General features: G+C 43.3%; 19 protein-coding genes and 1 tRNA gene. 19 read left to right on the top strand and 1 reads right to left on the bottom strand.

Annotated features, from left to right (window positions below):
- Positions 1–283 precede the first annotated feature (283 nt).
- The 11 genes from spoVT to aspS all read left to right on the top strand — a co-directional run bounded on the left by spoVT (position 284) and on the right by aspS (position 15,160).
- The gene (gene spoVT, locus RCH61_RS04625) at positions 284–826 is read left to right on the top strand and encodes a stage V sporulation protein T (protein WP_306480018.1); all 543 of its coding nucleotides are present in this window, start codon (positions 284–286) and stop codon (positions 824–826) included.
- 155 nt (positions 827–981) lie between these two features.
- Positions 982–1,362, top strand: a complete 381-nt coding sequence (locus tag RCH61_RS04620) for a TIGR04086 family membrane protein (RefSeq protein ID WP_306480017.1) — start codon at positions 982–984, stop codon at positions 1,360–1,362.
- 159 nt (positions 1,363–1,521) lie between these two features.
- A complete protein-coding gene (scfA, locus tag RCH61_RS04615) occupies positions 1,522–1,665 on the top strand; it encodes a six-cysteine ranthipeptide SCIFF (RefSeq protein WP_306480016.1) in 144 nt (47 codons plus the stop codon).
- Positions 1,666–1,769: 104 nt separating this feature from the next.
- Positions 1,770–3,173, top strand: coding sequence for a thioether cross-link-forming SCIFF peptide maturase (gene scfB / locus RCH61_RS04610; RefSeq protein WP_306480015.1), 1,404 nt, complete (start codon positions 1,770–1,772; stop codon positions 3,171–3,173).
- Between the two features lie 100 nt (positions 3,174–3,273).
- Positions 3,274–5,634 (top strand): protein translocase subunit SecD, encoded by a 2,361-nt coding sequence (gene secD, locus RCH61_RS04605; RefSeq protein ID WP_306480014.1) that lies wholly within the window; start codon positions 3,274–3,276, stop codon positions 5,632–5,634.
- A 153-nt stretch (positions 5,635–5,787) separates the two neighbouring features.
- A complete protein-coding gene (gene recJ / locus RCH61_RS04600; protein WP_306480023.1) occupies positions 5,788–7,506 on the top strand; it encodes a single-stranded-DNA-specific exonuclease RecJ in 1,719 nt (572 codons plus the stop codon).
- Positions 7,507–7,566: 60 nt separating this feature from the next.
- Positions 7,567–9,870, top strand: a complete 2,304-nt coding sequence (locus tag RCH61_RS04595) for a RelA/SpoT family protein (RefSeq protein ID WP_178007263.1) — start codon at positions 7,567–7,569, stop codon at positions 9,868–9,870.
- 118 nt (positions 9,871–9,988) lie between these two features.
- On the top strand, positions 9,989–10,612 hold the full coding sequence (locus RCH61_RS04590) for an MBL fold metallo-hydrolase (RefSeq protein ID WP_178007264.1): 624 nt from the start codon (positions 9,989–9,991) through the stop codon (positions 10,610–10,612).
- Positions 10,613–10,654: 42 nt separating this feature from the next.
- Complete coding sequence (gene hemZ, locus RCH61_RS04585; protein WP_178007266.1) at positions 10,655–12,133, top strand: coproporphyrinogen dehydrogenase HemZ; 1,479 nt, start codon at positions 10,655–10,657, stop codon at positions 12,131–12,133.
- The gene (gene hisS / locus RCH61_RS04580) at positions 12,124–13,374 is read left to right on the top strand and encodes a histidine--tRNA ligase (RefSeq protein WP_306480013.1); all 1,251 of its coding nucleotides are present in this window, start codon (positions 12,124–12,126) and stop codon (positions 13,372–13,374) included. Before hemZ ends, hisS begins: the two co-directional genes overlap by 10 nt.
- Complete coding sequence (aspS, locus tag RCH61_RS04575; protein WP_178007305.1) at positions 13,367–15,160, top strand: aspartate--tRNA ligase; 1,794 nt, start codon at positions 13,367–13,369, stop codon at positions 15,158–15,160. Before hisS ends, aspS begins: the two co-directional genes overlap by 8 nt.
- A 130-nt stretch (positions 15,161–15,290) precedes the next feature.
- On the opposite strand, the gene RCH61_RS04570 is transcribed toward aspS, so the two are convergent.
- Positions 15,291–15,569: a type II toxin-antitoxin system HicB family antitoxin gene (locus RCH61_RS04570; protein ID WP_178007304.1), complete on the bottom strand. Its 279-nt coding sequence runs from the start codon at positions 15,567–15,569 to the stop codon at positions 15,291–15,293.
- Between the two features lie 233 nt (positions 15,570–15,802).
- On the opposite strand from RCH61_RS04570, the gene RCH61_RS04565 reads away from it, so the two are divergent.
- The 8 genes from RCH61_RS04565 (at position 15,803) to RCH61_RS04530 (ending at position 21,966) form a co-directional block, all read left to right on the top strand.
- Positions 15,803–15,875 (top strand) — tRNA-Gly (locus RCH61_RS04565).
- 164 nt (positions 15,876–16,039) lie between these two features.
- On the top strand, positions 16,040–17,317 hold the full coding sequence (locus RCH61_RS04560) for a homoserine dehydrogenase (protein ID WP_178007302.1): 1,278 nt from the start codon (positions 16,040–16,042) through the stop codon (positions 17,315–17,317).
- Positions 17,318–17,387: 70 nt separating this feature from the next.
- Positions 17,388–17,822 carry a MarR family winged helix-turn-helix transcriptional regulator gene (locus RCH61_RS04555; protein ID WP_178007300.1) on the top strand — a complete coding sequence of 145 codons (435 nt, stop codon included), beginning with the start codon at positions 17,388–17,390 and terminating at the stop codon, positions 17,820–17,822.
- A gap of 57 nt (positions 17,823–17,879) precedes the next feature.
- Positions 17,880–18,728 carry a thymidylate synthase gene (thyA, locus tag RCH61_RS04550; protein WP_178007298.1) on the top strand — a complete coding sequence of 283 codons (849 nt, stop codon included), beginning with the start codon at positions 17,880–17,882 and terminating at the stop codon, positions 18,726–18,728.
- Positions 18,729–18,911: 183 nt separating this feature from the next.
- Positions 18,912–19,400 carry a dihydrofolate reductase gene (locus tag RCH61_RS04545; RefSeq protein WP_178007296.1) on the top strand — a complete coding sequence of 163 codons (489 nt, stop codon included), beginning with the start codon at positions 18,912–18,914 and terminating at the stop codon, positions 19,398–19,400.
- Entirely contained in the window at positions 19,387–20,445 is a 1,059-nt protein-coding gene (locus RCH61_RS04540; RefSeq protein ID WP_442920444.1) for a metal ABC transporter solute-binding protein, Zn/Mn family, read from the top strand. Before RCH61_RS04545 ends, RCH61_RS04540 begins: the two co-directional genes overlap by 14 nt.
- Entirely contained in the window at positions 20,445–21,155 is a 711-nt protein-coding gene (locus RCH61_RS04535) for a metal ABC transporter ATP-binding protein (protein ID WP_178006439.1), read from the top strand. Before RCH61_RS04540 ends, RCH61_RS04535 begins: the two co-directional genes overlap by 1 nt.
- A complete protein-coding gene (locus RCH61_RS04530) occupies positions 21,148–21,966 on the top strand; it encodes a metal ABC transporter permease (RefSeq protein WP_178006438.1) in 819 nt (272 codons plus the stop codon). The genes RCH61_RS04535 and RCH61_RS04530 overlap by 8 nt, the downstream gene beginning before the upstream one ends.
- Positions 21,967–22,041: the final 75 nt, after the last annotated feature.

The following is a 22,041-nucleotide window of genomic DNA, read 5'->3' as shown; positions in this document are numbered from 1 at the left end:
ATTTTCCTTACGGAATGAGAGAAGGCAGCGTCGGTGACGGCGTTGTCTTTTTTTGCATGTACAAGAATGACTAATGAAAAATGAAGAAGCCTGTAAAGTCAAGACAGATAAACTTCTCTAGAAAACTGGTAAATAAATTCATAATTTCTAAAAAATGAGCGATACTAATAGAAGAAAATCACTACATTTTTTTACTTTTCAAAACAGGATGAGGATGTGTGGTGGCAATAAAAATACAAGAGCAGATTATGATCAATAGAAACTAGAATAAGGAGAAGAGAATATGAAAGCAACAGGGATTGTACGCAGAATTGATGATCTCGGGCGAGTTGTAATTCCGAAAGAGATTAGAAGAACGCTTCGTATACGCGAAGGAGATCCATTAGAAATATTTACCGACAGAGAAGGGGAAGTTATTTTAAAAAAATATTCTCCTATAGGCGAATTTGGAATGCCTGCAAAATTATATGCAGAAAGCTTATCGCAAACGATGGGATGCACAGTATGTATTACAGATACAGATCAGATTGTGGCTGTTTCGGGATCAGGGAAGAAAGAGCTGGAAGATCGGTTTGTAAGCAAAGAATTTCTTCAGGTTTTAAGAGAAAGAGAATCAGTGACGGCACAGGTAGGAGAGAGCGGATATATAAAAGTTACGGAAGAAATGAAAGAGTATGAAGATGAAGTTATTTCTCCCATTATCAGTGCCGGAGATGTAATAGGCGCAGTCGTTTTGCTGAATAAAGATAAGAAGAAGCAATTTGGAGAAGTTGAGCAAAGGGTCGCTTGCAGTGCGGCGGATTTTTTGGGAAAACAGATGGAATAGAGAAAGCTCTCGGAAAAGACAGGAAAGTGCAGGCATAAATCGTGACGGACAAACATATGCTTTATTAGTTAAAAATGTAGAATGAACGCATATGCAGGCTGTATTTTCAGAAAAAACGGAAAATATGGCGGATGATCCGAAACGGGAGGTTTGAGATGGAAGCAAAAGAATATGGAAATGCAGGAAAAAGGGCAATATGGTTCGTAAAATCACTTTTGTGCGGATATATTGTGACAGGACTTTTACTCCTGATATTGGCACTTATGCTTTATAAGTTTGGACTGAATGAGCAAAACGTCAATGCGGGAATTGTTTTGATCTATGTGATTTCGACGTTTTCAGCAGGGTTTGTGCTGGGGAAGCTTTCAGGAACGAAAAAATTTTTATGGGGTCTGCTTGCGGGAATGGCATATTTCCTGCTGCTTATGCTCATTACTCTTGGAATATACCATGCTTTTCAAGGTGATGTGCGAAATGTTCTTGTGACATTTCTCCTGTGTGCCGGAGGAGGAATGCTGGGCGGAATGATCGCCTGAAAATGAACTGCAGAAGGTGAGTGAAAGCGGAGGGGAGGCAGTGTTGAAGCGGGGAGGGAGGTAATCTTTCGGAAAGGTCAAAAAACTCTTTAAAAATGAAGCATACTGTGCTATAATTTTATGAGCATAATAATGTTCAGAAAATTAGGAGGACAGGACATGAAACATATCAAAACGTTAAATACACAGACACTTAATAACACAGTAAAGAAAGGCGGATGCGGAGAATGTCAGACATCATGCCAGTCAGCATGTAAGACGTCTTGTACTGTTGGAAACCAGACTTGCGAGCAGAAGAAATAATTAAAATATCGTAAGAATATGGGGCAATAAGGTGAAAAAGGCAGCGGTCTTTAAAAGCCGCTGCCTTATACTTGTTTGAACGAAATGAAAGAGAGGTACTTTTCGTGATACATTTGTATCAGAATAATGGATATAATATTGTGCTGGATGTCAACAGCGGAGCAGTACATGTTGTTGATAAAGAAGCATATGATGTCATTGGTGCACTGGAAGAGCAAAATGAATTCCATACGGCAGAGACATTAAAAAAAGAAGAAACTTTTGCATTTTTAAAATCAAAGTTTGAAAGTAGTTATTCAGAAGAAGATATAAAGGATATCTTGGAAGCTGTTATAACGCTTACAGAAGAAGGAAGACTTTTCACAAAAGATATTTACGAAGATTATATCGATGAAGTAAAGGAAAGAAAAACAGTTGTTAAAGCGCTTTGTCTTCATATCGCACATGACTGCAATTTGGCATGCAGATATTGTTTCGCAGAGGAAGGCGAGTATCATGGACGCCGGGCATTGATGTCATATGAAGTTGGGAAAAAGGCGCTTGATTTTCTGATTGCCAATTCCGGTAAGAGAAGAAATCTTGAAGTTGATTTCTTCGGTGGCGAACCGCTTATGAACTGGCAGGTTGTAAAAGATCTTGTCGCTTATGGACGGGAGCAGGAGAAGCTTCATGATAAACATTTCCGTTTCACGGTAACGACAAACGGCGTTCTTCTGAATGATGAGATCCAAGAGTTTGTCAATAAAGAGATGGATAATGTCGTACTCAGTTTGGACGGAAGAAAAGAAGTCAATGATAAGATGCGTCCGTTTAGAAACGGAAAGGGAAGTTATGATCTGATCGTGCCGAAATTCCAGAAACTTGCAGAGAGCCGGAATCAGGAAAAGTATTATATCAGAGGAACATTTACGAGAAATAATCTGGACTTCTCCAACGATGTGCTTCATTTTGCAGATCTTGGATTCGAACAGATTTCGATTGAACCGGTTGTAGGAGAAGATACTGATCCGTATGCGATCCGTAAAGAAGATCTTCCTCAGATTTTTGAAGAGTATGATAAGCTGGCGAAGATCATGGTCGAACGCGAAAAAAGCGGACGAGGATTTACGTTCTTCCACTTTATGATTGATCTGGAAGGCGGACCGTGCGTTTCTAAGCGATTGTCAGGATGTGGTTCAGGAACAGAGTATCTTGCGGTAACCCCGTGGGGAGATTTATACCCGTGCCATCAGTTTGTCGGACAGGAAGAGTTCCTTATGGGAAATGTTGATGAAGGGATCACACGCCCTGAGATAGCAGACGAATTCAGAGGATGCAGCGTATATTCAAAAGAAAGCTGCAGAAAATGTTTCGCAAGATTTTATTGCAGCGGAGGCTGTATGGCAAATTCTTATAAGTTCCATCACTCGATCAATGATACATATGAAGTAAGTTGTGAGATGGAGAGAAAACGTGTTGAGTGCGCGATTATGATCAAGGCGGCATTGGCAGATGCAGGCATCCGATAATCGGCAGTAGGTACGAAACACAGAAAAAGTACATGAGCGGACGCGTAAAAGCGTCTGCATAAATGTAGATAAAAAAGAAAAGTAAGAAAGGAAAAAAGTCATGAAAAAGAGCAGAGGTATATTAAGCCTTATTCTCGTGGCAGCACTTTCAGTCCTGCTCGGTGTGACTACAATCCACGGATTAGATTCTGAAGGAATGGGCGCAGCGAAAAATATTAATTTGGGACTGGATCTTGAGGGTGGAGTCAGCATTACATATCAGGTAAAAGGCGACAAACCGTCACAGGAAGACATGGATGACACTGTATATAAGATGCAGCGTCGTGTAGAACAGTACAGTACAGAGGCACAGGCATATCAGGAAGGCGACAATCGGATCAGTATCGAGATTCCGGGAGTAGAAGACGCAAACACAATCCTTGAAGAATTAGGACAGCCGGGATCACTGTATTTCATCAAGCATAAAGATGCAGATGGAAATGAAAACTACACACTTGGAGCAGAAGGATATGTATTAAATAAAACGATCGATGAGCTGAAAGCAAACGGTTCTATCGTTTTAACAGGTTCAGAAGTGAAATCTGCTACGGCAGGTACATGGGAGAACCAGCAGACAGGCAAAAAAGAGTACGGAGTAGATCTTACATTAAATGCAGACGGAACAGAAGCATTTGCGACAGCTACGACAGAAGCTTACAATAACGGCAACGATACGATCGCGATATATTATGACGGTGAGCTGATCAGCGTTCCGAGTGTAAACGCAATTATTGAGAACGGACAGGCTCAGATTACGGGATCGGCATCCTATGAAGAAGCAGATAATATTGCATCTACAATCCGTATCGGAGGGTTAAATTTGGAACTGGAAGAAATCAGTTCAAAAGTTGTCGGAGCACAGCTTGGTGAGGAAGCGATCAGCACAAGCCTTATGGCAGGAGCAATCGGTCTTGCAATCGTATGTTTGTTTATGATCTTTGTATACCTGCTTCCGGGATTTGCATCAAGTATCGCGCTTGTAATTTATACAGGATTAATTTTACTTTTGTTAAATGCATTTGATATTACGCTGACACTTCCAGGTATTGCCGGTATTATTCTTGGTATCGGTATGGCGGTAGACGCGAATGTTATTATCTTTGCCCGTGTGAAAGAAGAATTGTCGGCAGGAGCATCGGTTCATTCTGCCCTTCGTTCAGGATTCCATAAGGCAATGTCAGCAATCCTTGACGGTAATATTACAACGTTGATTGCTGCAGCGGTATTGTGGCTTAGAGGAAGCGGTCCGGTAAAAGGATTCGCCCAGACATTGGCGCTTGGTATCGTTGTTTCCATGTTTACGGCGCTTGTTGTGACAAGACTTCTTGTTTATTCTTTCTATGCGATCGGCATCCGCAATCCAAAAGTATACGGCAGAGTAAAAGAACCGAGAAAACCAATCGATTTCCTTGGAAAGAAGAAAGTATTCTTCGCGATTTCTATTGCACTTTGTCTCAGCGGATTTGTTGTTATGGGAATCAATTCTGCACGAGGTGTCGGAGCGCTTAACTACAGCCTTGATTTCGTAGGTGGTACAGCGACAACCGTTACATTCGATAAAGAGTATACGTTAGAAGAAGTTGACAGTCAGATGGTACCTGAACTTGAGAAAATTACAGGCGACAAGAATGTACAGGTACAGACTGTAAAAGGAACAAATCAAGTTGTATTTAAAACACAGACACTTGATCTTGAGAAGAGAGAAGCGTTTGAATCTTATATGCAGAATGATTTTGGAGTGACAGAAGAGATCACGACAGAAAATATCAGCTCAACGGTAAGTTCTGAGATGAGAATGGATGCAGTGATCGCGGTTGTTTTCGCAACGATCTTTATGCTTTTGTACATTTGGTTCAGATTTAAAGATATCCGTTTCGCTACGAGTGCGGTAGCGGCTCTTCTGCATGATGTGCTTATTGTACTTGCATTTTATGCGGTTGCCCGTGTTTCTGTAGGAAATACGTTTATCGCATGTATGCTGACAATCGTCGGATATTCAATCAACGCGACGATCGTTATCTTTGACCGTATCCGTGAGGAGATGAAGAACAGCTCCAAAAATGCAGATCTGAAAGAGCTTGTAAACCGTTGTATCACACAGACATTGACACGAAGCATATATACTTCCCTGACAACATTTGTTATGGTAGCAGTTCTTTATGTGATGGGAGTAAGCTCAATTAAGGAGTTCGCACTTCCGCTTATGGCAGGAATCGTTTGCGGAGCGTATTCATCTGTATGCATTACAGGAGCTCTCTGGTATATTATGAAGACCGGAAAGAGCGTGAAAGTTCAGACAGCATCCAAAGCGCCGGCAAAACAGATTGAAGATTCAAAATCAGAAAAAGAAGACGGAACAGCTCAGAATAATGCAGGTCAGAAAACTGCAAAAACAAAAAAGAAGAAAAAAAGAAAACATTAAAAAGTGAAAAAGAGTGAAAAGCTCTTTAAGGAAAATAAAGAAACCGGTTTCGAAACAGCAGCGTTTTGAGACCGGTTTTCTCTATGGCGATTTTTGTTGATCTGTGATACTATAATACAAGAAAATGCGCTGGTTATAATGGAGGAACCGATGATGGAACGTTGGTATATAACGATGAAAAAGGCAGATTTTGCCCGGATTGGAGCAAAGTACAATCTTTCTCCGATCATTGCCCGTCTAATCAGAAACAGAGATATTATAGAAGAGAATGAGATCGATTTTTATTTAAATGGAACGATTGCCGATCTGTATGACGGGATGCTGATGAAGGATATGGATAAAGCCATTGAGATCTTATCAGAGAAGATCCGGGAAGAAAAACCGATTCGTGTTATCGGAGATTATGATATTGACGGTGTGAATGCCTCCTACATATTAAGAGAAGGACTGAGCGGACTCGGCGCGGATGTGGATACGGATATTCCGGACAGGATCAAAGATGGATACGGTCTGAATAAAATGTTGATCGACAGGGCGTTGGAAGACGGGATTGATACGATTATTACGTGCGATAACGGGATTGCTGCTGCCGAGGAGATCGCTTACGGCAAAAAAAGGGGGCTTACTGTGATCGTGACAGACCATCATCAGGTTCCTTTTGTCGATATGAACGGAGAGCGGGAATACATATTGCCGCAGGCTGATGCGGTAGTAGATCCAAAGCGTTTTGACTGTGAGTATCCGTTTAAAAATTTATGCGGTGCGGCGGTAGCCTATAAACTCATTGAAGCGTTGTATAATGTTATGCTCCGCGATCCTGAAGATGTGGATTATCTTATGGAAAATGTGGCGATTGCGACAGTCGGCGATGTGGTGGATTTAAAAGGAGAAAACCGTATTTTTGTGAAACAAGGGATTGAGATGCTGAAGCGTACAAAAAATGAAGGGTTAAAAGCGTTGATTGAATGTACGGGCATCAAGCCGGAAGGACTGAATTCCTATCATCTTGGATTTGTTATCGGACCGTGTATTAATGCAAGCGGAAGGTTAGATACTGCGAAACGGGCGCTGGAGCTTTTAAGTGCGCGGACAAGGCGTGATGCGGTCATGCTGGCTGAAGATTTAAAAGCATTAAATGACAGCCGGAAAGAAATGACGGAAAGAGGCATCAAAGAAGCGGTAGAGATTATTGAGAGTACATCTCTGAAAGAAGACAAAGTGCTTGTAGTCTATTTGCCGGACAGCCATGAAAGTATTGCAGGGATTATCGCGGGAAGGATTCGGGAACGATATGGACGTCCGACGATTATTTTGACGAAGGCGGAGGAAGGCGTAAAAGGATCGGGACGTTCGATAGAAGAATATGATATGTTTACCGAGTTGTGTAAATGTCAGGCTCTGTTTACAAAATTCGGAGGACACAGGCAGGCGGCGGGCGTATCTTTGAAAGAGGAGAATATCCAGCGTTTCAGAGATACGATCAATTCTCTCTGCACATTGACGGAAGAAGATCTTCAAACGAAAGTTTTTATTGATATGCAAGTACCGTTTCCGTATTTGACAGAATCTCTGATCGAGCAGTTCGAGGTGCTTGAGCCTTTTGGACAAGGGAACAGAAGACCGCTGTTTGCGGAGAAAGATTTGAAAGTGCTTTGGCCGAAAATTGTCGGAAAGAATAGGAATGTTTTACAGTGCACTTTAGAAGATAAGCAGGGAAATCGTATGAGGGCGGTCTATTACGGGGATGTGGAAACGTGTCTGGAAGATATGCAGACCGGAAAAGTGACGGCCGTTACTTATTTTCCGTTAATTAATGAATATAAGGGAACACGAAGCATACAGCTTAAGATTGTAAATTACCAGAAGAAATGATATAATTAAACGATATTATAACTTTGTTAAATAAGCTGCAGGAGATAAGGGGGCTTTGCTATGGCAGGAACGGCGGAATATGAGGAATTAAATAAAAATTTAGAGATCGTGGACGGTCATGCGGTAAAAGCGCCGGAAGATTATCAGAATCCGGAGCAGCTTTATAATGTGCTTATCGAAAGGGTCAGAAAGTATCATCCATCGGCAGATATCACAATGATCGAAAAAGCCTATCAGATCGGCAAAGAAGCGCATCACGACCAGACGAGAAAATCAGGTGAACCGTACATTATCCATCCTCTCTGGGTAGGGATTATACTGGCGGATCTCGAGATGGATAAAGAGACGATCGTGGCAGGAATGCTGCATGACGCGGTGGAAGATACAGATATGACGCTGGACGATGTATCCCGCGAGTTTGGAGAGGAAGTTGCACTTCTTGTTGACGGCGTTACAAAGCTTGGTCAGTTGAATTATTCGCAGGATAAATTAGAAGTTCAGGCAGAGAATCTGCGAAAGATGTTTTTGGCAATGGCGAAGGATATCCGTGTCATTATCATTAAACTGGCAGACCGACTGCATAACATGCGCACGCTTGAATTTATGACTCCGGCAAAGCAGCAGGAGAAAGCGCGGGAGACGATGGATATTTATGCGCCGATCGCACAAAGGCTCGGTATTTCGAAGATCAAGACAGAACTGGATGACCTGTCCTTAAAGTATTGGAAACCGGAGGTTTATCATAATCTTGTGCGGGATCTGAACCGCAGAAAAACCGAGCGGGAAGAGTTCGTACAGCAGATTGTTGCCGAAGTTTCCAAACATATGAAAAACGCGCATATTGAGGCAAAAGTATATGGGCGTGTGAAACATTTCTTCAGTATTTATAAGAAAATGGTGAATCAAAATAAAACGCTGGATCAGGTGTATGACCTGTTTGCGGTGCGTATTATTGTTGATTCCGTAAAAGACTGTTATGCGGCGCTTGGCGTGATCCATGAGATGTATACGCCGATCCCGGGACGTTTCAAAGATTATATTGCAATGCCGAAACCGAATATGTATCAGTCTCTCCATACGACGCTTATGGGTCCTTCAGGACAGCCGTTTGAGATTCAGATCAGGACAGAGGAGATGCATAAGACGGCAGAATATGGTATTGCGGCTCACTGGAAATACAAAGAAGGCGGAGATTCGGCAAAGAGTATGGAATCTCAGGAGGCGAAACTGAACTGGCTTCGTCAGATTTTGGAATGGCAGAGAGATATGTCCGATAATCGGGAGTTTCTAAGTCTGTTAAAAGGAGATCTGGATCTGTTCGCTGAAGATGTCTATTGTTTTACGCCGAACGGGGATGTGAAGAATCTGCCGAACGGTTCTACTCCGGTGGACTTTGCCTATGCGATACACAGCGCCGTGGGAAATAAAATGGTCGGCGCGAGGGTGAATGGAAAACTTGTCAATATCGACTATAAGATACAAAACGGAGACAGGATTGAGATCCTTACTTCACAGAATTCAAAAGGGCCAAGCAGAGACTGGCTGAATATTGTCAAGAGCACACAGGCGAAAAATAAGATCAATCAATGGTTCAAGAAGGAATTTAAAGAAGATAATATTATTCGGGGAAAAGAGCTGATCGTTTCGTATTGCAGAGGAAAATCAATTAATCTTCTGAATATTTTGAAACCAAAGTATCAGCAGATCGTACAGAAAAAGTACGGATTCCGGGATTGGGACGCTGTTTTGGCGGCAATCGGTCACGGAGGCTTAAAAGAAGGTCAGGTTGTAAACAGACTTTTTGAAGAATATGAGAAAGAGCATAAGAAAGAGATCACGGACGAGACGATCCTTGAGAAGATTTCAGAAGCAAATTCTCAAAAAGTTCATATTGCGAAATCAAAGAGCGGCATTGTTGTAAAAGGGATCAATGATATGGCGGTACGTTTTTCAAAATGCTGCAATCCTGTTCCCGGAGATGAGATTGTCGGGTTTGTTACAAGAGGAAGGGGCATGTCAATCCACAGGACGGACTGTATCAATATGCTTCATCTTTCCGATGCAGAGAGGGCGCGCCTGATTGATGCGGAATGGGAAGATCCGTCTGAGACTGAAGGAGGCGGAAAATATCTGGCGGAACTTAAGATGTACGCAAATGACAGACAGGGATTTCTTATGGATATTTCAAAAGTATTTACAGAAGCGAAGATCGATGTGAAGTCTATGAACGTCCGTACAAGCAAAAAAGGAACTGCGACGATCGATATGGGATTTATTGTAAATGGAAGAGAAGAACTCCATGCAATAATCGAGAAGCTGCGTCAGCTCCAGGGAGTTCTGGATATCGAGAGAACAACCGGCTGATTCCGAGCGGATATGAGCAGAAAGAGAAGCGGCTCTATGCAGAAGCAGCAGGAATAAAACGATTGTTTAAACAGATCGTTTGACAAGTGTCAGAATGAATAAGAAGGAGAGACAGATCATGCGCATTGAAAGATTTGTACTCGGACCGGTTGGGACGAACTGCTATTTAGTGATAAACGAAGCTGCCTCAGAATGTTTCGTTGTAGATATGGCAGATTGTCCGACAGAGTTTGTAAAGAAGATAAAAGATGCCGGACTTTGTGTGAAAGCAGTGCTTTTGACACATGGACATTTTGATCATATTATGGGATTAGATCATTTTGTGGAAAATTTCGAATGTCCGGTATACGCATATGAAGCGGAAGAAAATATTTTGTGCGATTCGATGCTGAATGCGTCGGCAACGATGCTTGGACAGCCGTATGTGTTTCAAAAAGCAGAATATGTAAAGGCGGGCGCGAAGATAGAGGCTGCGGGTTTTGAAGTGGATGTGATCCCAACACCCGGACATACAGAAGGCGGATGCTGCTATTATCTTGAGAAAGAGAATGTGCTGTTCAGCGGAGATACACTTTTTTACGGTTCTATCGGAAGGACAGATCTTCCGACAGGAAGCGGAAGCAGACTCGTTCGTTCCGTAAGAGAGCGACTTATGATCCTCCCGGAAGAGACGAAGGTGTATCCGGGGCATATGGAAGAGACGACGATCGGTTATGAGAAGAGACATAATCCTTTTATATAGGAAAGATAAACAGTTAGAAATAGTAGGAAATGGGAAGAGACGATGATTGAAATATCAAGTAAGAAGAACAAGTACACATATAATGTATATCATCTTGTAAAAGCCTTTTTCCCAAATGAGGAGATCATACAGAGTGTGGACGAGAAGCAGGAATCTCTTGTGGCGCTGAAGCTGCCCGGAGGGTCTTGCTTTTCCATTGCGCCTGAGGAGGCAAAGGAGTCTGTTGGAGATCTTTCCGAATTTGAGACGGAGGAAGCAAAAGAGCAGGCGATAAAAAAAGAACTGACCCGCCTGTTATACCGATATCTTGAACAACAGACGGGAACAGCTCTTGCGTGGGGAACGCTTACAGGAGTGCGGCCGACAAAACTTGCCATGACAAAATTGGAACAGTGTGACTCTATGGAACAAGCAGATGCGGCCCGTATCGCTGCCGGATGGTTTCAGGACGAATTTTTTGTCAGTAAAGAAAAGGCGCAGCTTGCGTGTGAGATCGCAATGCGGGAAAAGAAACTTTTGTCCAAATTGGATTATAAGGATGGGTTTAGTTTATATGCAGGCATTCCGTTTTGTCCAAGCGTATGTTCTTACTGTTCTTTTAGTTCTTCGCCGATCGCGGAGTGGAAAGACAAGGTGGAAAGTTATCTTTCTGCGCTTCTCAAAGAAATCAGGGCAATCGGGAAGATGGCGCAGGGTCATAGACCGGATAGTGTATATATCGGAGGGGGAACGCCGACTACTTTAGAAGCAGGGCAGCTGGACAGACTTCTGCGGACGATCGTGGACAATTTTGATCTGTCAAATATACTTGAGTTTACAGTAGAAGCCGGAAGGCCGGATAGTATTACTGAAGAAAAGCTGGCAGTGATCCGAAAATATCCGGTGACAAGGATTTCTATTAATCCGCAGACTATGCAGCAAAAGACACTGGATCTGGTCGGAAGAAAGCATACAGTATCACAGACGAAAGATGCGTTTTATATGGCTCGGAAGATGGGATTTGAGAATATTAATATGGATCTGATCGCGGGGCTTCCGGGGGAAGATGCTGCCGATATGGAAGATACGCTGCGGCAGGTGGAAGAACTTCATCCTGACAGTCTGACAGTTCATGCACTGGCAATTAAGCGGGCGGCTAAGTATGGACAGGAAAGAAGAAAGCAGGATCTTCATTCTGAAATTTCTCAGATGGTAGAATCGGCTGCAGGCTGCGCGGAGCGGATCGGGTTGAAGCCGTATTATTTGTATCGACAGAAGAATATTGCAGGAAATTTTGAAAATGTCGGTTATGCAGAACTTGACAAAGCCGGAATATACAATATACTGATTATGGAAGAAAAACAGACGATACTGGCTGCCGGAGCGGGAGCATCGACAAAGATATTGCTCAAAGATCCGATTCGGACCGAAAGCGGAAAAGAGATTAATTTAGTCCGCTGTGAAAATGTGAAAAATATTACAGAATATATCAGCAGGATCGATGAAATGATAGAACGAAAAGGAGAATGGTTATGGCGCTGAAAAAGAAACCGGTTACAGGCATGAAAGACATGATGCCGGCGGAAATGGAAGTTCGGGATTATGTCATCAGTCTCATTAAAGAGACGTATAAAACATTTGGATTTTCCTCTATGGAAACTCCCTGTGTGGAGCATATTGAAAACTTGTGCAGCAAGCAGGGCGGAGATAATGAAAAGCTGATTTTCAAGATTTTAAAAAGAGGAGAAAAATTAAAACTTGATACGGCGAAAGAGGAGGCAGACCTTGTAGACGGCGGACTGCGTTACGATCTGACTGTTCCGCTTTCAAGGTATTATGCAAATCATGCAAATGAACTGCCGTCACCGTTTAAAGCGCTTCAGATGGGAAATGTATGGAGAGCGGATCGTCCGCAGAGAGGACGTTTCCGTCAGTTTATGCAGTGCGATATCGATATTCTCGGAGAACCGTCGAATCTTGCAGAGATCGAACTGATCCTTGCGACAACGGCGCTGCTTGGGAAACTGGACTTTAAGAATTTTACGATCCGTATCAATGATCGTCGTTTTTTGAAGGCAATGGCAGCATACAGCGGATTTCAGGAAGAAGATTATGACAGTGTGTTTATTACGCTCGACAAGATGGACAAGATCGGACTGGACGGCGTGGCGGAAGAGCTGAAAGGAAACGGATATGCGGAAGAATCGGTGGAAAAATACCTCGCGCTTTTTGAAGAGATTACGAATGATGTGGAAGGCGTCCGTCTCTGCAAAGAAAAATTACAAGGCTATCTTGCGCCTGAAGCGGCGGATTCGCTGGAAATGATCATTACGAGCGTGGAGAGTCAGAAAGAAGCAGAGTTTAAGATGAGCTTCGATCCGACGCTTGTGCGGGGAATGTCTTACTATACAGGAACGATTTTTGAGATATCTATGGATGAATTCGGAGGAAGTGTCGGAGGCGGCGGACGTTATGATAAGATGATCGGAAAATTCACCGGGCAGGATACGCCTGCGGTCGGATTTTCTATCGGATTTGAACGGATCGTCATGCTGCTTTTGGAACGCGGATATAAAGTTCCGACGAGCAAACCGAAAAAAGCATTTCTGATCGAGAAAAAACTTCCGCAGGAGAAACTTCTCGAGGTGCTGAAAGAAGCGCGTGAAGCGCGTGAGTCCGGTAAGCAGGTAATGATAGTAAATATGAAGAAAAATAAGAAGTTCCAAAAGGAACAGCTTGCAGAACAGGGATATACAGATATTACGGAGGTGTACAATGGCTGAATCAATGCAGGGGCTTAAGAGAACCCACAGATGCGGGGAATTGTCTGCCGCAAACGCAGGAGAAAAAGTAACGATCATGGGATGGGTCCAGAAGAACAGAAATAAAGGCGGACTTGTGTTTATCGATGTGAGAGACCGTTCCGGTATCATTCAGGTCGTATGTGAAGAAGGAAAGACGGATGCGGCGCTGATTGAGAAGGCAGCAGGACTTCGCTCGGAATATGTAGTTGCGATCGTCGGAGAAGTAGCGAAACGTTCAGGAGCAGTAAATGATAAGATCGCGACAGGAGAGATCGAGGTGATTCCAAGTGAGCTTCGAATTCTTTCCGAGGCACTGACACCGCCGTTTCCGATTGAAGAAAATTCTAAGACAAAAGAAGAGGTGCGTTTAAAATATCGTTACCTTGACCTTAGAAGAGCGGATCTGCAGAGAAATCTGATGATGAAAAGTCAGGTGATGACGCTGACGAGACAGTTTTTCTCTGAAGAAGGATTTCTTGAAGTGGAGACTCCGATGCTTGGAAAAAGTACGCCGGAAGGAGCGAGAGACTATCTTGTGCCGAGCCGTGTACATCCGGGGAATTTTTACGGACTTCCTCAGTCTCCGCAGCTGTATAAACAGCTTTTAATGTGTTCAGGATTTGATCGCTATATCCAGATCGCGAGATGTTTCCGCGATGAAGATCTCCGTGCGGACAGACAGCCGGAGTTTACACAGATCGATATGGAGCTTTCTTTTGTTGATGTTGATGAAGTGATCGATGTAAATGAACGTTATCTTGCAAGAATATTCAAAGAAGTTCTTGGTGTAGAAGTACCCCTTCCGATCCAGAGAATGACATGGCAGGAAGCAATGGATCGTTTCGGTTCTGATAAACCGGATCTTCGTTTCGGTATGGAACTTACAGATGTGACAGACGTTGTGAAAAACTGTGGTTTCTCTGTATTTACAGGAGCGGTTGAAAATGGCGGAAGCGTGCGTGGTATTAATGCAAAAGGTCAGGGCGCGATGCCAAGAAAGAAGATCGACAAACTGACAGCGTTTGTGAAAGATTACGGCGCAAAAGGACTCGCCTATATTGCGATCCAGGAAGACGGAAGCATCAAATCTTCTTTTGCAAAATTCATGACAGAAGAAGAGATGGCTGCGCTGATCAAAGCAATGGGCGGAGAAGCCGGCGATTTACTGCTTTTTGCGGCAGATAAGAATAAAGTTGTATGGGATAGTCTTGGCGCGCTTCGTGTGGAATTGGCAAAACAGCTTGAACTGCTTGATAAAAATGAATTCCGCTTCGTATGGATCACAGAATTCCCGCTTCTTGAGTGGAGCGAGGAACAGAACCGCTATGTAGCGATGCATCATCCGTTTACGATGCCGATGGAAGAGGATCTTCCGTTGATCGACAGCGAGCCGGGAAAAGTACGCGCGAAAGCATATGATATCGTCTTGAATGGAAATGAGATCGGCGGAGGAAGCGTCAGAATTTTCCAGGATGACATTCAGGAGAAGATGTTTGAAGTGCTTGGATTTACAAAAGAACAGGCATACAGCCAGTTCGGATTCCTTTTGGATGCATTTAAATACGGCGTTCCGCCTCACGCAGGACTTGCGTATGGATTAGATCGTCTTGTGATGCTGATGGCAAAACAGGACAGCATCCGTGATGTGATCGCATTCCCGAAGGTGAAAGATGCGTCCTGTCTGATGACAGAAGCTCCAAGTGTGGTTGATGTGAAACAGTTGAATGAACTTGGTCTTGAGACAACTTCGGAAACAGAAGAGTAGACTTCGTCAGATCTAAGATAAAAACCCCTTCGCTATACACCGGTCAAAAGACAAGGAGGCATATAGCGGAGGGGTTCTTTTCTTTCTATAGGAAGAAACTTAGAAAGATTCAAAGTTCCTTCAGGTTTCGTTATTCATCCCAGCCTTCATAGAAGCGGATGTTTACAGAAATATTGCGGACGATATCATCTGCTTCCGTCTCAATATCACTGATGTCAGAAACATAAGGGAAGACAGGGTTTTCCTCTTCGAATTCTACCATGATCCAGTTGCGGGCTGCTTCATTGGCGTTGTCGATCGCATCGTCGAGCGTATCGCCTGTCGCTTCGCAGCATTCAAGATCAGGGAAAAAGGCGTTGTATCCGCCGTTTTCATTTTTGCGGAAGACCGCAGGATATATGAATTTCATAACGAGACAGCTCCTTTCTAAAATAGTACATACTAAAGCAGTACATAGAAAGTATAGCATTGAAGCCGATAGGACGCAATGTGAAAACTTCCTGAAAAGGTTTTAAAGAGAGTGAATTGAATAAATTGAAAGTGAAATTGAAAAAATTGAAAAAAATTAAAAAAGTTGTTGACATTTCTTTGGGATCGTAGTATAGTATGTATTGTTCCGGTTGACGGAACAGAATAAAAAACGCGACAGTGGCTCAGCTGGTAGAGTACGACCTTGCCAAGGTCGGGGTCGCGGGTTCGAACCCCGTCTGTCGCTCTTAAGAAGCACTTGATATCTCAGAAGAGATGCGAGTGCTTTTTGCATTATATCACAAACATTAAAAAGTCTTTTACAATTTCTCTCTTTCCAAGTATAATAAATAACATGTATCTTAGAAATCACAATGGTCAGAAAATAAAAAAGAAAAGTGAGGTTTCAATATGCGGAAAATAAAAGTAGGACTTCTCGGACTTGGAACTGTCGGAATGGGTGTGTACAAGCTTCTTCAGAGGCGTGCGGATACGATGACTCAAACGGTCGGAGCACAGGTGGAGATCAAAAAGATTCTTGTCCATAATAAAAATAAAAAAAGAGAAGGAGTAGATGAAACGCTTCTTACTGATAATTGGAAAGAGATTATAGAAGACGATGAAATTGAGATTGTTGTCGAGGTGATCGGCGGGATCGAGCCGGCAAAAACAATGATTTTGGAAGCGTTGAAGGCTGGGAAAAATGTTGTGTCTGCGAATAAGGATCTGATCGCGGAAGAAGGAAAAGAGATTTTTGATACGGCGCAGGCAGCAGGGAAAGATTTTCTGTTTGAGGCGGCTGTGGCAGGAGGTATTCCGATCATTCGTCCGCTGAAACAGTGTCTTGCAGGAAATGAGCTGACAGATGTACTTGGAATTGTGAACGGAACGACGAACTATATTTTAACGAAAATGTTTGAGGACGGCATGGAGTTCGCCGATGCTTTGAAAAAGGCACAGGAACTCGGTTATGCGGAGGCAGATCCTACGGCAGATGTAGAAGGACTGGATGCCGGAAGAAAGATGGCGATCATGGCTTCCATCGCGTTTCACTCAAGAGTTGTGTTTGCAGATGTGTATACGGAAGGAATTACGAAGATTACAGCGGCAGACATCGCTTATGCAAGAGAATTTGACAGTGTGATCAAGCTGCTTGGCGTGGCGGGAAATACACCGGAAGGAATCGAAGTCGGGGTATATCCGGTTATGATCGCGAAAGATCATCCGCTTGCATCTGTAAGAGATTCTTTTAATGCAGTGTTTATCCATGGAGATGCGGTAGACGACGCAATGTTTTACGGAAGAGGCGCAGGAGAGATGCCGACGGCAAGTGCAGTTGTAGGAGATGTGATCGATGAGGCGAGAAATATTGAGTATGGCTGCAGCGGAAGAATCAGTTGTACATGTTATCGGGAACTTGCAGTAAAAGATTTCGGAGATGTGAAGAATAAATTTTTCCTGAGAATGCAGGTGGAAAACTGCCCTGGCGTATTGGCACAGATCGCCAAAGTGTTTGGAGAACATAAAGTAAGTATTGCGAGAGTCGTGCAGAAAAACGCAGAGACGGACAGAGCGGAACTTGTCATCGTAACAGAAAAAGTAAAGGAAAAACACATGGAAAGCGCGCTGCGTGAACTGAAAGAAATGAAAAGTATTTTTGAAGTGAGCAGCGTGATCAGAGAGTATTGATAAAGCAGATCTTACGTCTTGACCGGGGAAGATCTTGCGGAAGGTTTGGAATGTCGGATAAGGAGTACAGATGGAAAAGCGGAGTCTGCCGATCGGTTTTGTTATAAAACAGATCAATAATGTATATGAAAAAGATCTTAATGAACGGTTGAAAAATATCGGTATTACATCATCCCAGTGTGCAGTACTTGATTATTTGTTTCGTACAAGCAAGGAAGAAGTGAGTCAGAGAGATGTAGAGAAAAATCTGAATCTGAAAAATCCGACCGTGACAGGAATATTGAAACGTTTAGATGAAAAAGGATATATTTTCTGTGTGCCGAATGCGAATGATAAAAGGAAAAAGACGATCTATCTTACGGAAAAGGCTTATGATATCAGAAGAAAAATGGAAACTGACAGACGTAAGCTGGACAGAGAACTGACGCGGGGCATGACAAAGCGCGAGATTGAGGCGCTTAGAAAAAACTTGGATAAAGTTTTGAATAATATAGCAGAGCCGTAAGATACAGATAGATGAGGGGCAGAATCACAGGAAAATAACGGTAAAAGGAGAGCGGATATGAGTTACGCGGATAAAGTCTTTATTGATATGTGTCGGGATATCATTGATAACGGCACGAGTACAGAAGGAGAAAAAGTGCGTCCGGTATGGGAAGACGGAACGTCTGCATATACGATCAAGAAGTTCGGGGTTGTAAATCGCTATGATCTGTCAAAAGAATTTCCGGCGCTGACATTGCGCCGCACGGCGATTAAAAGCTGTGTGGACGAGCTGCTCTGGATCTGGCAGAAAAAATCAAATAATGTAAATGAATTGAAGAGTCATATATGGGATAGCTGGGCGGATGAAACGGGATCCATCGGAAAAGCGTATGGCTATCAGATGGGCGTGAAACATGAGTATAAGGAAGGGCTGATGGATCAGACGGATCGGGTGATCTTTGATCTGAAAAATAATCCGTACAGCAGGCGTATTATGACGAATATTTATGTGCACAGTGATCTGCATGAGATGAATCTTTATCCATGTGCGTACAGTATGACGTTTAATGTAACGAAAGAAAAGGACAGCGATAAACTGACTCTGAACGGTATATTAAATCAACGGTCTCAGGATGTGCTCGCGGCAAACAACTGGAATGTATGCCAATATGCGGCACTTGTTCATATGCTTGCGCAAGTATGCGGGATGAAGGCAGGAGAATTCGTACATGTCATTGCAGATGCACATATTTATGATCGCCATGTTCCGATGATCGAAGAGCTTATTTCCAGAGAACCTCTTCCGGCGCCGACGTTTTGGCTGAATCCGGATGTTACGGATTTTTATGACTTTACACCGGATGATGTCAGATTGGATGGTTATGAGACACATCCGCAGATTAAAAATATTCCGATCGCGGTGTAGCTTTGAAAAACGGCAGAATAAGAAGGCAGACAGGATAAGAAAACATAAAAGATAAGAAGACGGACAGATTAAGAAGAGGAACGGGACAAGAAGACCGGATGAGGATGTAGAACAAGACAATAGACAGATTGTACAGAGTATATAGATTAAAAAGAGTCGAGATAAGAAAGGAGCAAGCTGTATATGAGAGCGATCGTATGTGCCGATAAAAATTGGGGAATCGGATATAAGAACAAACTTCTTGTAAGTATTCCATCAGATATGAAGTTTTTTAGAGAAACTACGACTGGAAATGTCATTGTTATGGGTCGTAAGACACTGGAAAGTTTCCCGAATGGAATGCCGCTTAAAAACAGGACAAATATCGTACTTACGCGAGATAAGAATTATCAGGTGAAAGATGCAGCAACTGTGCATAATGAAGAAGAACTGATGAGAGAACTTGAAAAATACGATACGGATCGGGTTTATATTATCGGCGGGGAAAGCGTTTACAAAATGATGCTTTCGCACTGCGATAAAGTTTATGTGACAAAAGTTGAGCGTGGGTTTCAGGCGGATACTTTTTTCCCGAATCTTGATGAGATGAGTGAGTGGAAGATGACGCAGGAAAGTGAGGAGCAGACTTGTTTTGATCTGGAATTTCGTTTTACAACATATGAAAGATGTTAAGAAAAAAATGCGGCGCAGGCGGGGACTGGCAGTTCTCGTCCTGTGCTTTGCTGTTCTTGTGCAGGGATGTGCGGGAAGCGGAACGGATAATGGCGGAGGAAAGAGCGGGGAAGGACAACAAGAAGACGGCGAGAAACGTCTTCGCGTTGTGACGACAATTTTTCCACCGTATGATTTTGTGCGAGAGATCGCCGGAGATTATGTAGATCTTAAAATGCTCTTAAAACCCGGAGAGGAAAGTCATTCTTATGAACCTACGCCGCAAGACATGATCGCGATTGAAAACAGCGATGTGTTTCTTTATGTAGGTGGGGAGAATGACGTATGGATTGAAGATATTTTAAGTTCTATGCCGAAAAGTGACCGGGTGACGATCAAACTTCTGGACTGTGTTGAAACAGTGGAAGAAGAACATGTGGAAGGAATGAAAGAGCCGGCAGGAGAATCGCATCATGACGCGCATGACGCACATGACGAAACGTCTGATGAAACTGACGGGGAAGAGGAATCTGTTCATGAGATTGACGAACATGTATGGACATCTCCGGTGAATGCTTCTTTGATCGCAGAGAAGATCAAGCAGGTTCTCGTGCAGAAGGATGCCGAAAATAAAGCGATATATGAGGCGAACGCAAAGCGGTATCAGGCGGAACTTTTAAAGTTGGATGAAGAGATAAGAGAAGTTGTCGGACAATCAAAAAGAAACTTATTAATATTCGGAGATCGTTTTCCGTTTCGATATTTTGCAGAAGAATATGGTTTGGAATATTATGCGGCGTTTCCGGGGTGTGCGGGGGATACAGAACCGAGCGCGGCTACAATGGTGTTTTTGATCGAAAAGGCAAAATCTGAAAAAGTTCCGGTGATCCTGAAGATGGAATTGAGCAATGCAGATATTGCGAATGCTATTGCCGAAGCGTCCGGCACGGAAGTTAAAGTGTTCTATAGCTGTCATAATCTTTCGGCAGAAGATTTTGAAAAAGGTGAGACATACCTTACAATGATGGAAAAGAACGTAGAGACGTTAAAGGAGGTTTTGAACTGATGGCGTTGATAACGTGCGAAAAAGTTTCTATAGGATATGAGGGACAGACCGTTGTGAAGGAATTGAGCTTTTCGATCGACAGAGGAGATTATCTTTGTATTGTCGGGGAGAATGGATCAGGGAAGAGTACTCTTGTCAAAAGTTTACTTGGACTTAAAAGTGTGGAGCACGGACAGATTGTCTACGGCGATGGCCTGAAGAAAAATGAAATCGGATATCTTCCGCAGAAAAGCGAAACACAGAAAGGTTTTCCGGCAAGCGTTTATGAAGTTGTTTTGTCAGGAAGACTGAACAGCCGAGGATGGAAGCCGTTTTATACAAAAGAAGATAAAGCGGCTGCGCTGGAGAAGATGGAAATGCTTGGGATTAAAGGACTGGCGAGGCAGTGTTTTCGGGATCTTTCCGGCGGACAGCAGCAAAGAGCGCTTCTTGCAAGAGCGCTTTGCGCTACAAAAAGTCTTCTTTTGCTTGACGAGCCGGTGACGGGACTCGATCCTATCGTGACAGGTGAATTTTATGAATTGATCAGAAAAATCAATCGCGACTCCAAAATCGCGGTTGTGATGGTGTCCCATGATATCGAAACGGCTGTAGAAAATGCAAGTCATATTCTGCATTTGCAGGAGAGCGCCAAATTTTTCGGGACGGCAGAAGAATACCGAAAAAGCCGGATCGGAAGAAAATTTCTCGGAGGTGAAGAACATGTTTGATATGATCGTGGAGATGTTTTCTTATCCTTTTATGGTGCGGGCGTTTGTTGTCGGTTCTTTGGTTGCGCTTTGTGCCGCCTTGCTTGGCGTCAGCCTCGTGCTGAAACAATATTCCATGATAGGGGATGGATTGTCTCATGTAGGGTTCGGAGCGCTTGCTGTTGCAACGGCGTTTCAGGCGGCGCCTCTTTCTGTGGCGATTCCGGTTGTTGTGCTTGCCGCTGTTTTGATCCTTCGGATAAAGGGAACGGGGAAAATGAAAGGTGACGCAGCGATCGCTCTTATATCGACGACGTCTCTTGCACTTGGAGTGATGGTTATTTCGATGACGACCGGAATGAATACCGATGTGTACAACTATATGTTTGGAAGTATTCTGGCGATGAGTGAAGAAGATGTACGGCTTAGTGTTGTGCTGGCAGGCATTGTTTTGATCCTTTATTTCTTTTTTTATAATAAGATTTTTGCGGTTACGTTTGATGAAACTTTTGCACAGGCAACCGGAGTAAAAGCAAATTTGTACAATACGATGATTGCTGTGCTGACGGCGGTGACGATCGTGCTTGGGATGAGGATGATGGGAGCCCTTCTGATCTCAAGTCTGATTATCTTTCCGGCGCTTACCTCCATGCGTGTGTGCAGGACTTTTCGAACAGTGATCCTAAATTCTGCTGTTATTTCGGTTGTATGTCTTATTGTAGGGATCGCGGTTTCTTATGTATGGGCAACTCCGGCAGGAGCCAGCGTCGTGATGGTAAATGCCGCGGCTCTTGCAGTTTATTCCATAGTCGGAGCGGTACGGCGCAGATAAGTATGCCATAGATAAAAAAGATCAAGCATAAGAAATTGACAAGAGGCTTGATACAAAGTATCATATTGTTTAAGA

The organism is Mediterraneibacter sp. (assembly GCF_030825015.1).
Classification (GTDB): domain Bacteria; phylum Bacillota; class Clostridia; order Lachnospirales; family Lachnospiraceae; genus Mediterraneibacter.
This window is presented reverse-complemented; position numbering and strand designations above follow the sequence as displayed.

Coding starts and splice junctions, on each gene's coding strand:
- spoVT (WP_306480018.1), top strand. CDS start 284: ATGAAAGCAACAGGGATTGTACGCAGAATTGATGATCTCGGGCGAGTT.
- RCH61_RS04620 (WP_306480017.1), top strand. CDS start 982: ATGGAAGCAAAAGAATATGGAAATGCAGGAAAAAGGGCAATATGGTTC.
- scfA (WP_306480016.1), top strand. CDS start 1,522: ATGAAACATATCAAAACGTTAAATACACAGACACTTAATAACACAGTA.
- secD (WP_306480014.1), top strand. CDS start 3,274: ATGAAAAAGAGCAGAGGTATATTAAGCCTTATTCTCGTGGCAGCACTT.
- recJ (WP_306480023.1), top strand. CDS start 5,788: ATGGAACGTTGGTATATAACGATGAAAAAGGCAGATTTTGCCCGGATT.
- RCH61_RS04595 (WP_178007263.1), top strand. CDS start 7,567: ATGGCAGGAACGGCGGAATATGAGGAATTAAATAAAAATTTAGAGATC.
- RCH61_RS04590 (WP_178007264.1), top strand. CDS start 9,989: ATGCGCATTGAAAGATTTGTACTCGGACCGGTTGGGACGAACTGCTAT.
- hemZ (WP_178007266.1), top strand. CDS start 10,655: ATGATTGAAATATCAAGTAAGAAGAACAAGTACACATATAATGTATAT.
- hisS (WP_306480013.1), top strand. CDS start 12,124: ATGGCGCTGAAAAAGAAACCGGTTACAGGCATGAAAGACATGATGCCG.
- aspS (WP_178007305.1), top strand. CDS start 13,367: ATGGCTGAATCAATGCAGGGGCTTAAGAGAACCCACAGATGCGGGGAA.
- RCH61_RS04570 (WP_178007304.1), bottom strand. CDS start 15,569: ATGAAATTCATATATCCTGCGGTCTTCCGCAAAAATGAAAACGGCGGA.
- RCH61_RS04560 (WP_178007302.1), top strand. CDS start 16,040: ATGCGGAAAATAAAAGTAGGACTTCTCGGACTTGGAACTGTCGGAATG.
- RCH61_RS04555 (WP_178007300.1), top strand. CDS start 17,388: ATGGAAAAGCGGAGTCTGCCGATCGGTTTTGTTATAAAACAGATCAAT.
- thyA (WP_178007298.1), top strand. CDS start 17,880: ATGAGTTACGCGGATAAAGTCTTTATTGATATGTGTCGGGATATCATT.
- RCH61_RS04545 (WP_178007296.1), top strand. CDS start 18,912: ATGAGAGCGATCGTATGTGCCGATAAAAATTGGGGAATCGGATATAAG.
- RCH61_RS04540 (WP_442920444.1), top strand. CDS start 19,387: ATGAAAGATGTTAAGAAAAAAATGCGGCGCAGGCGGGGACTGGCAGTT.
- RCH61_RS04535 (WP_178006439.1), top strand. CDS start 20,445: ATGGCGTTGATAACGTGCGAAAAAGTTTCTATAGGATATGAGGGACAG.
- RCH61_RS04530 (WP_178006438.1), top strand. CDS start 21,148: ATGTTTGATATGATCGTGGAGATGTTTTCTTATCCTTTTATGGTGCGG.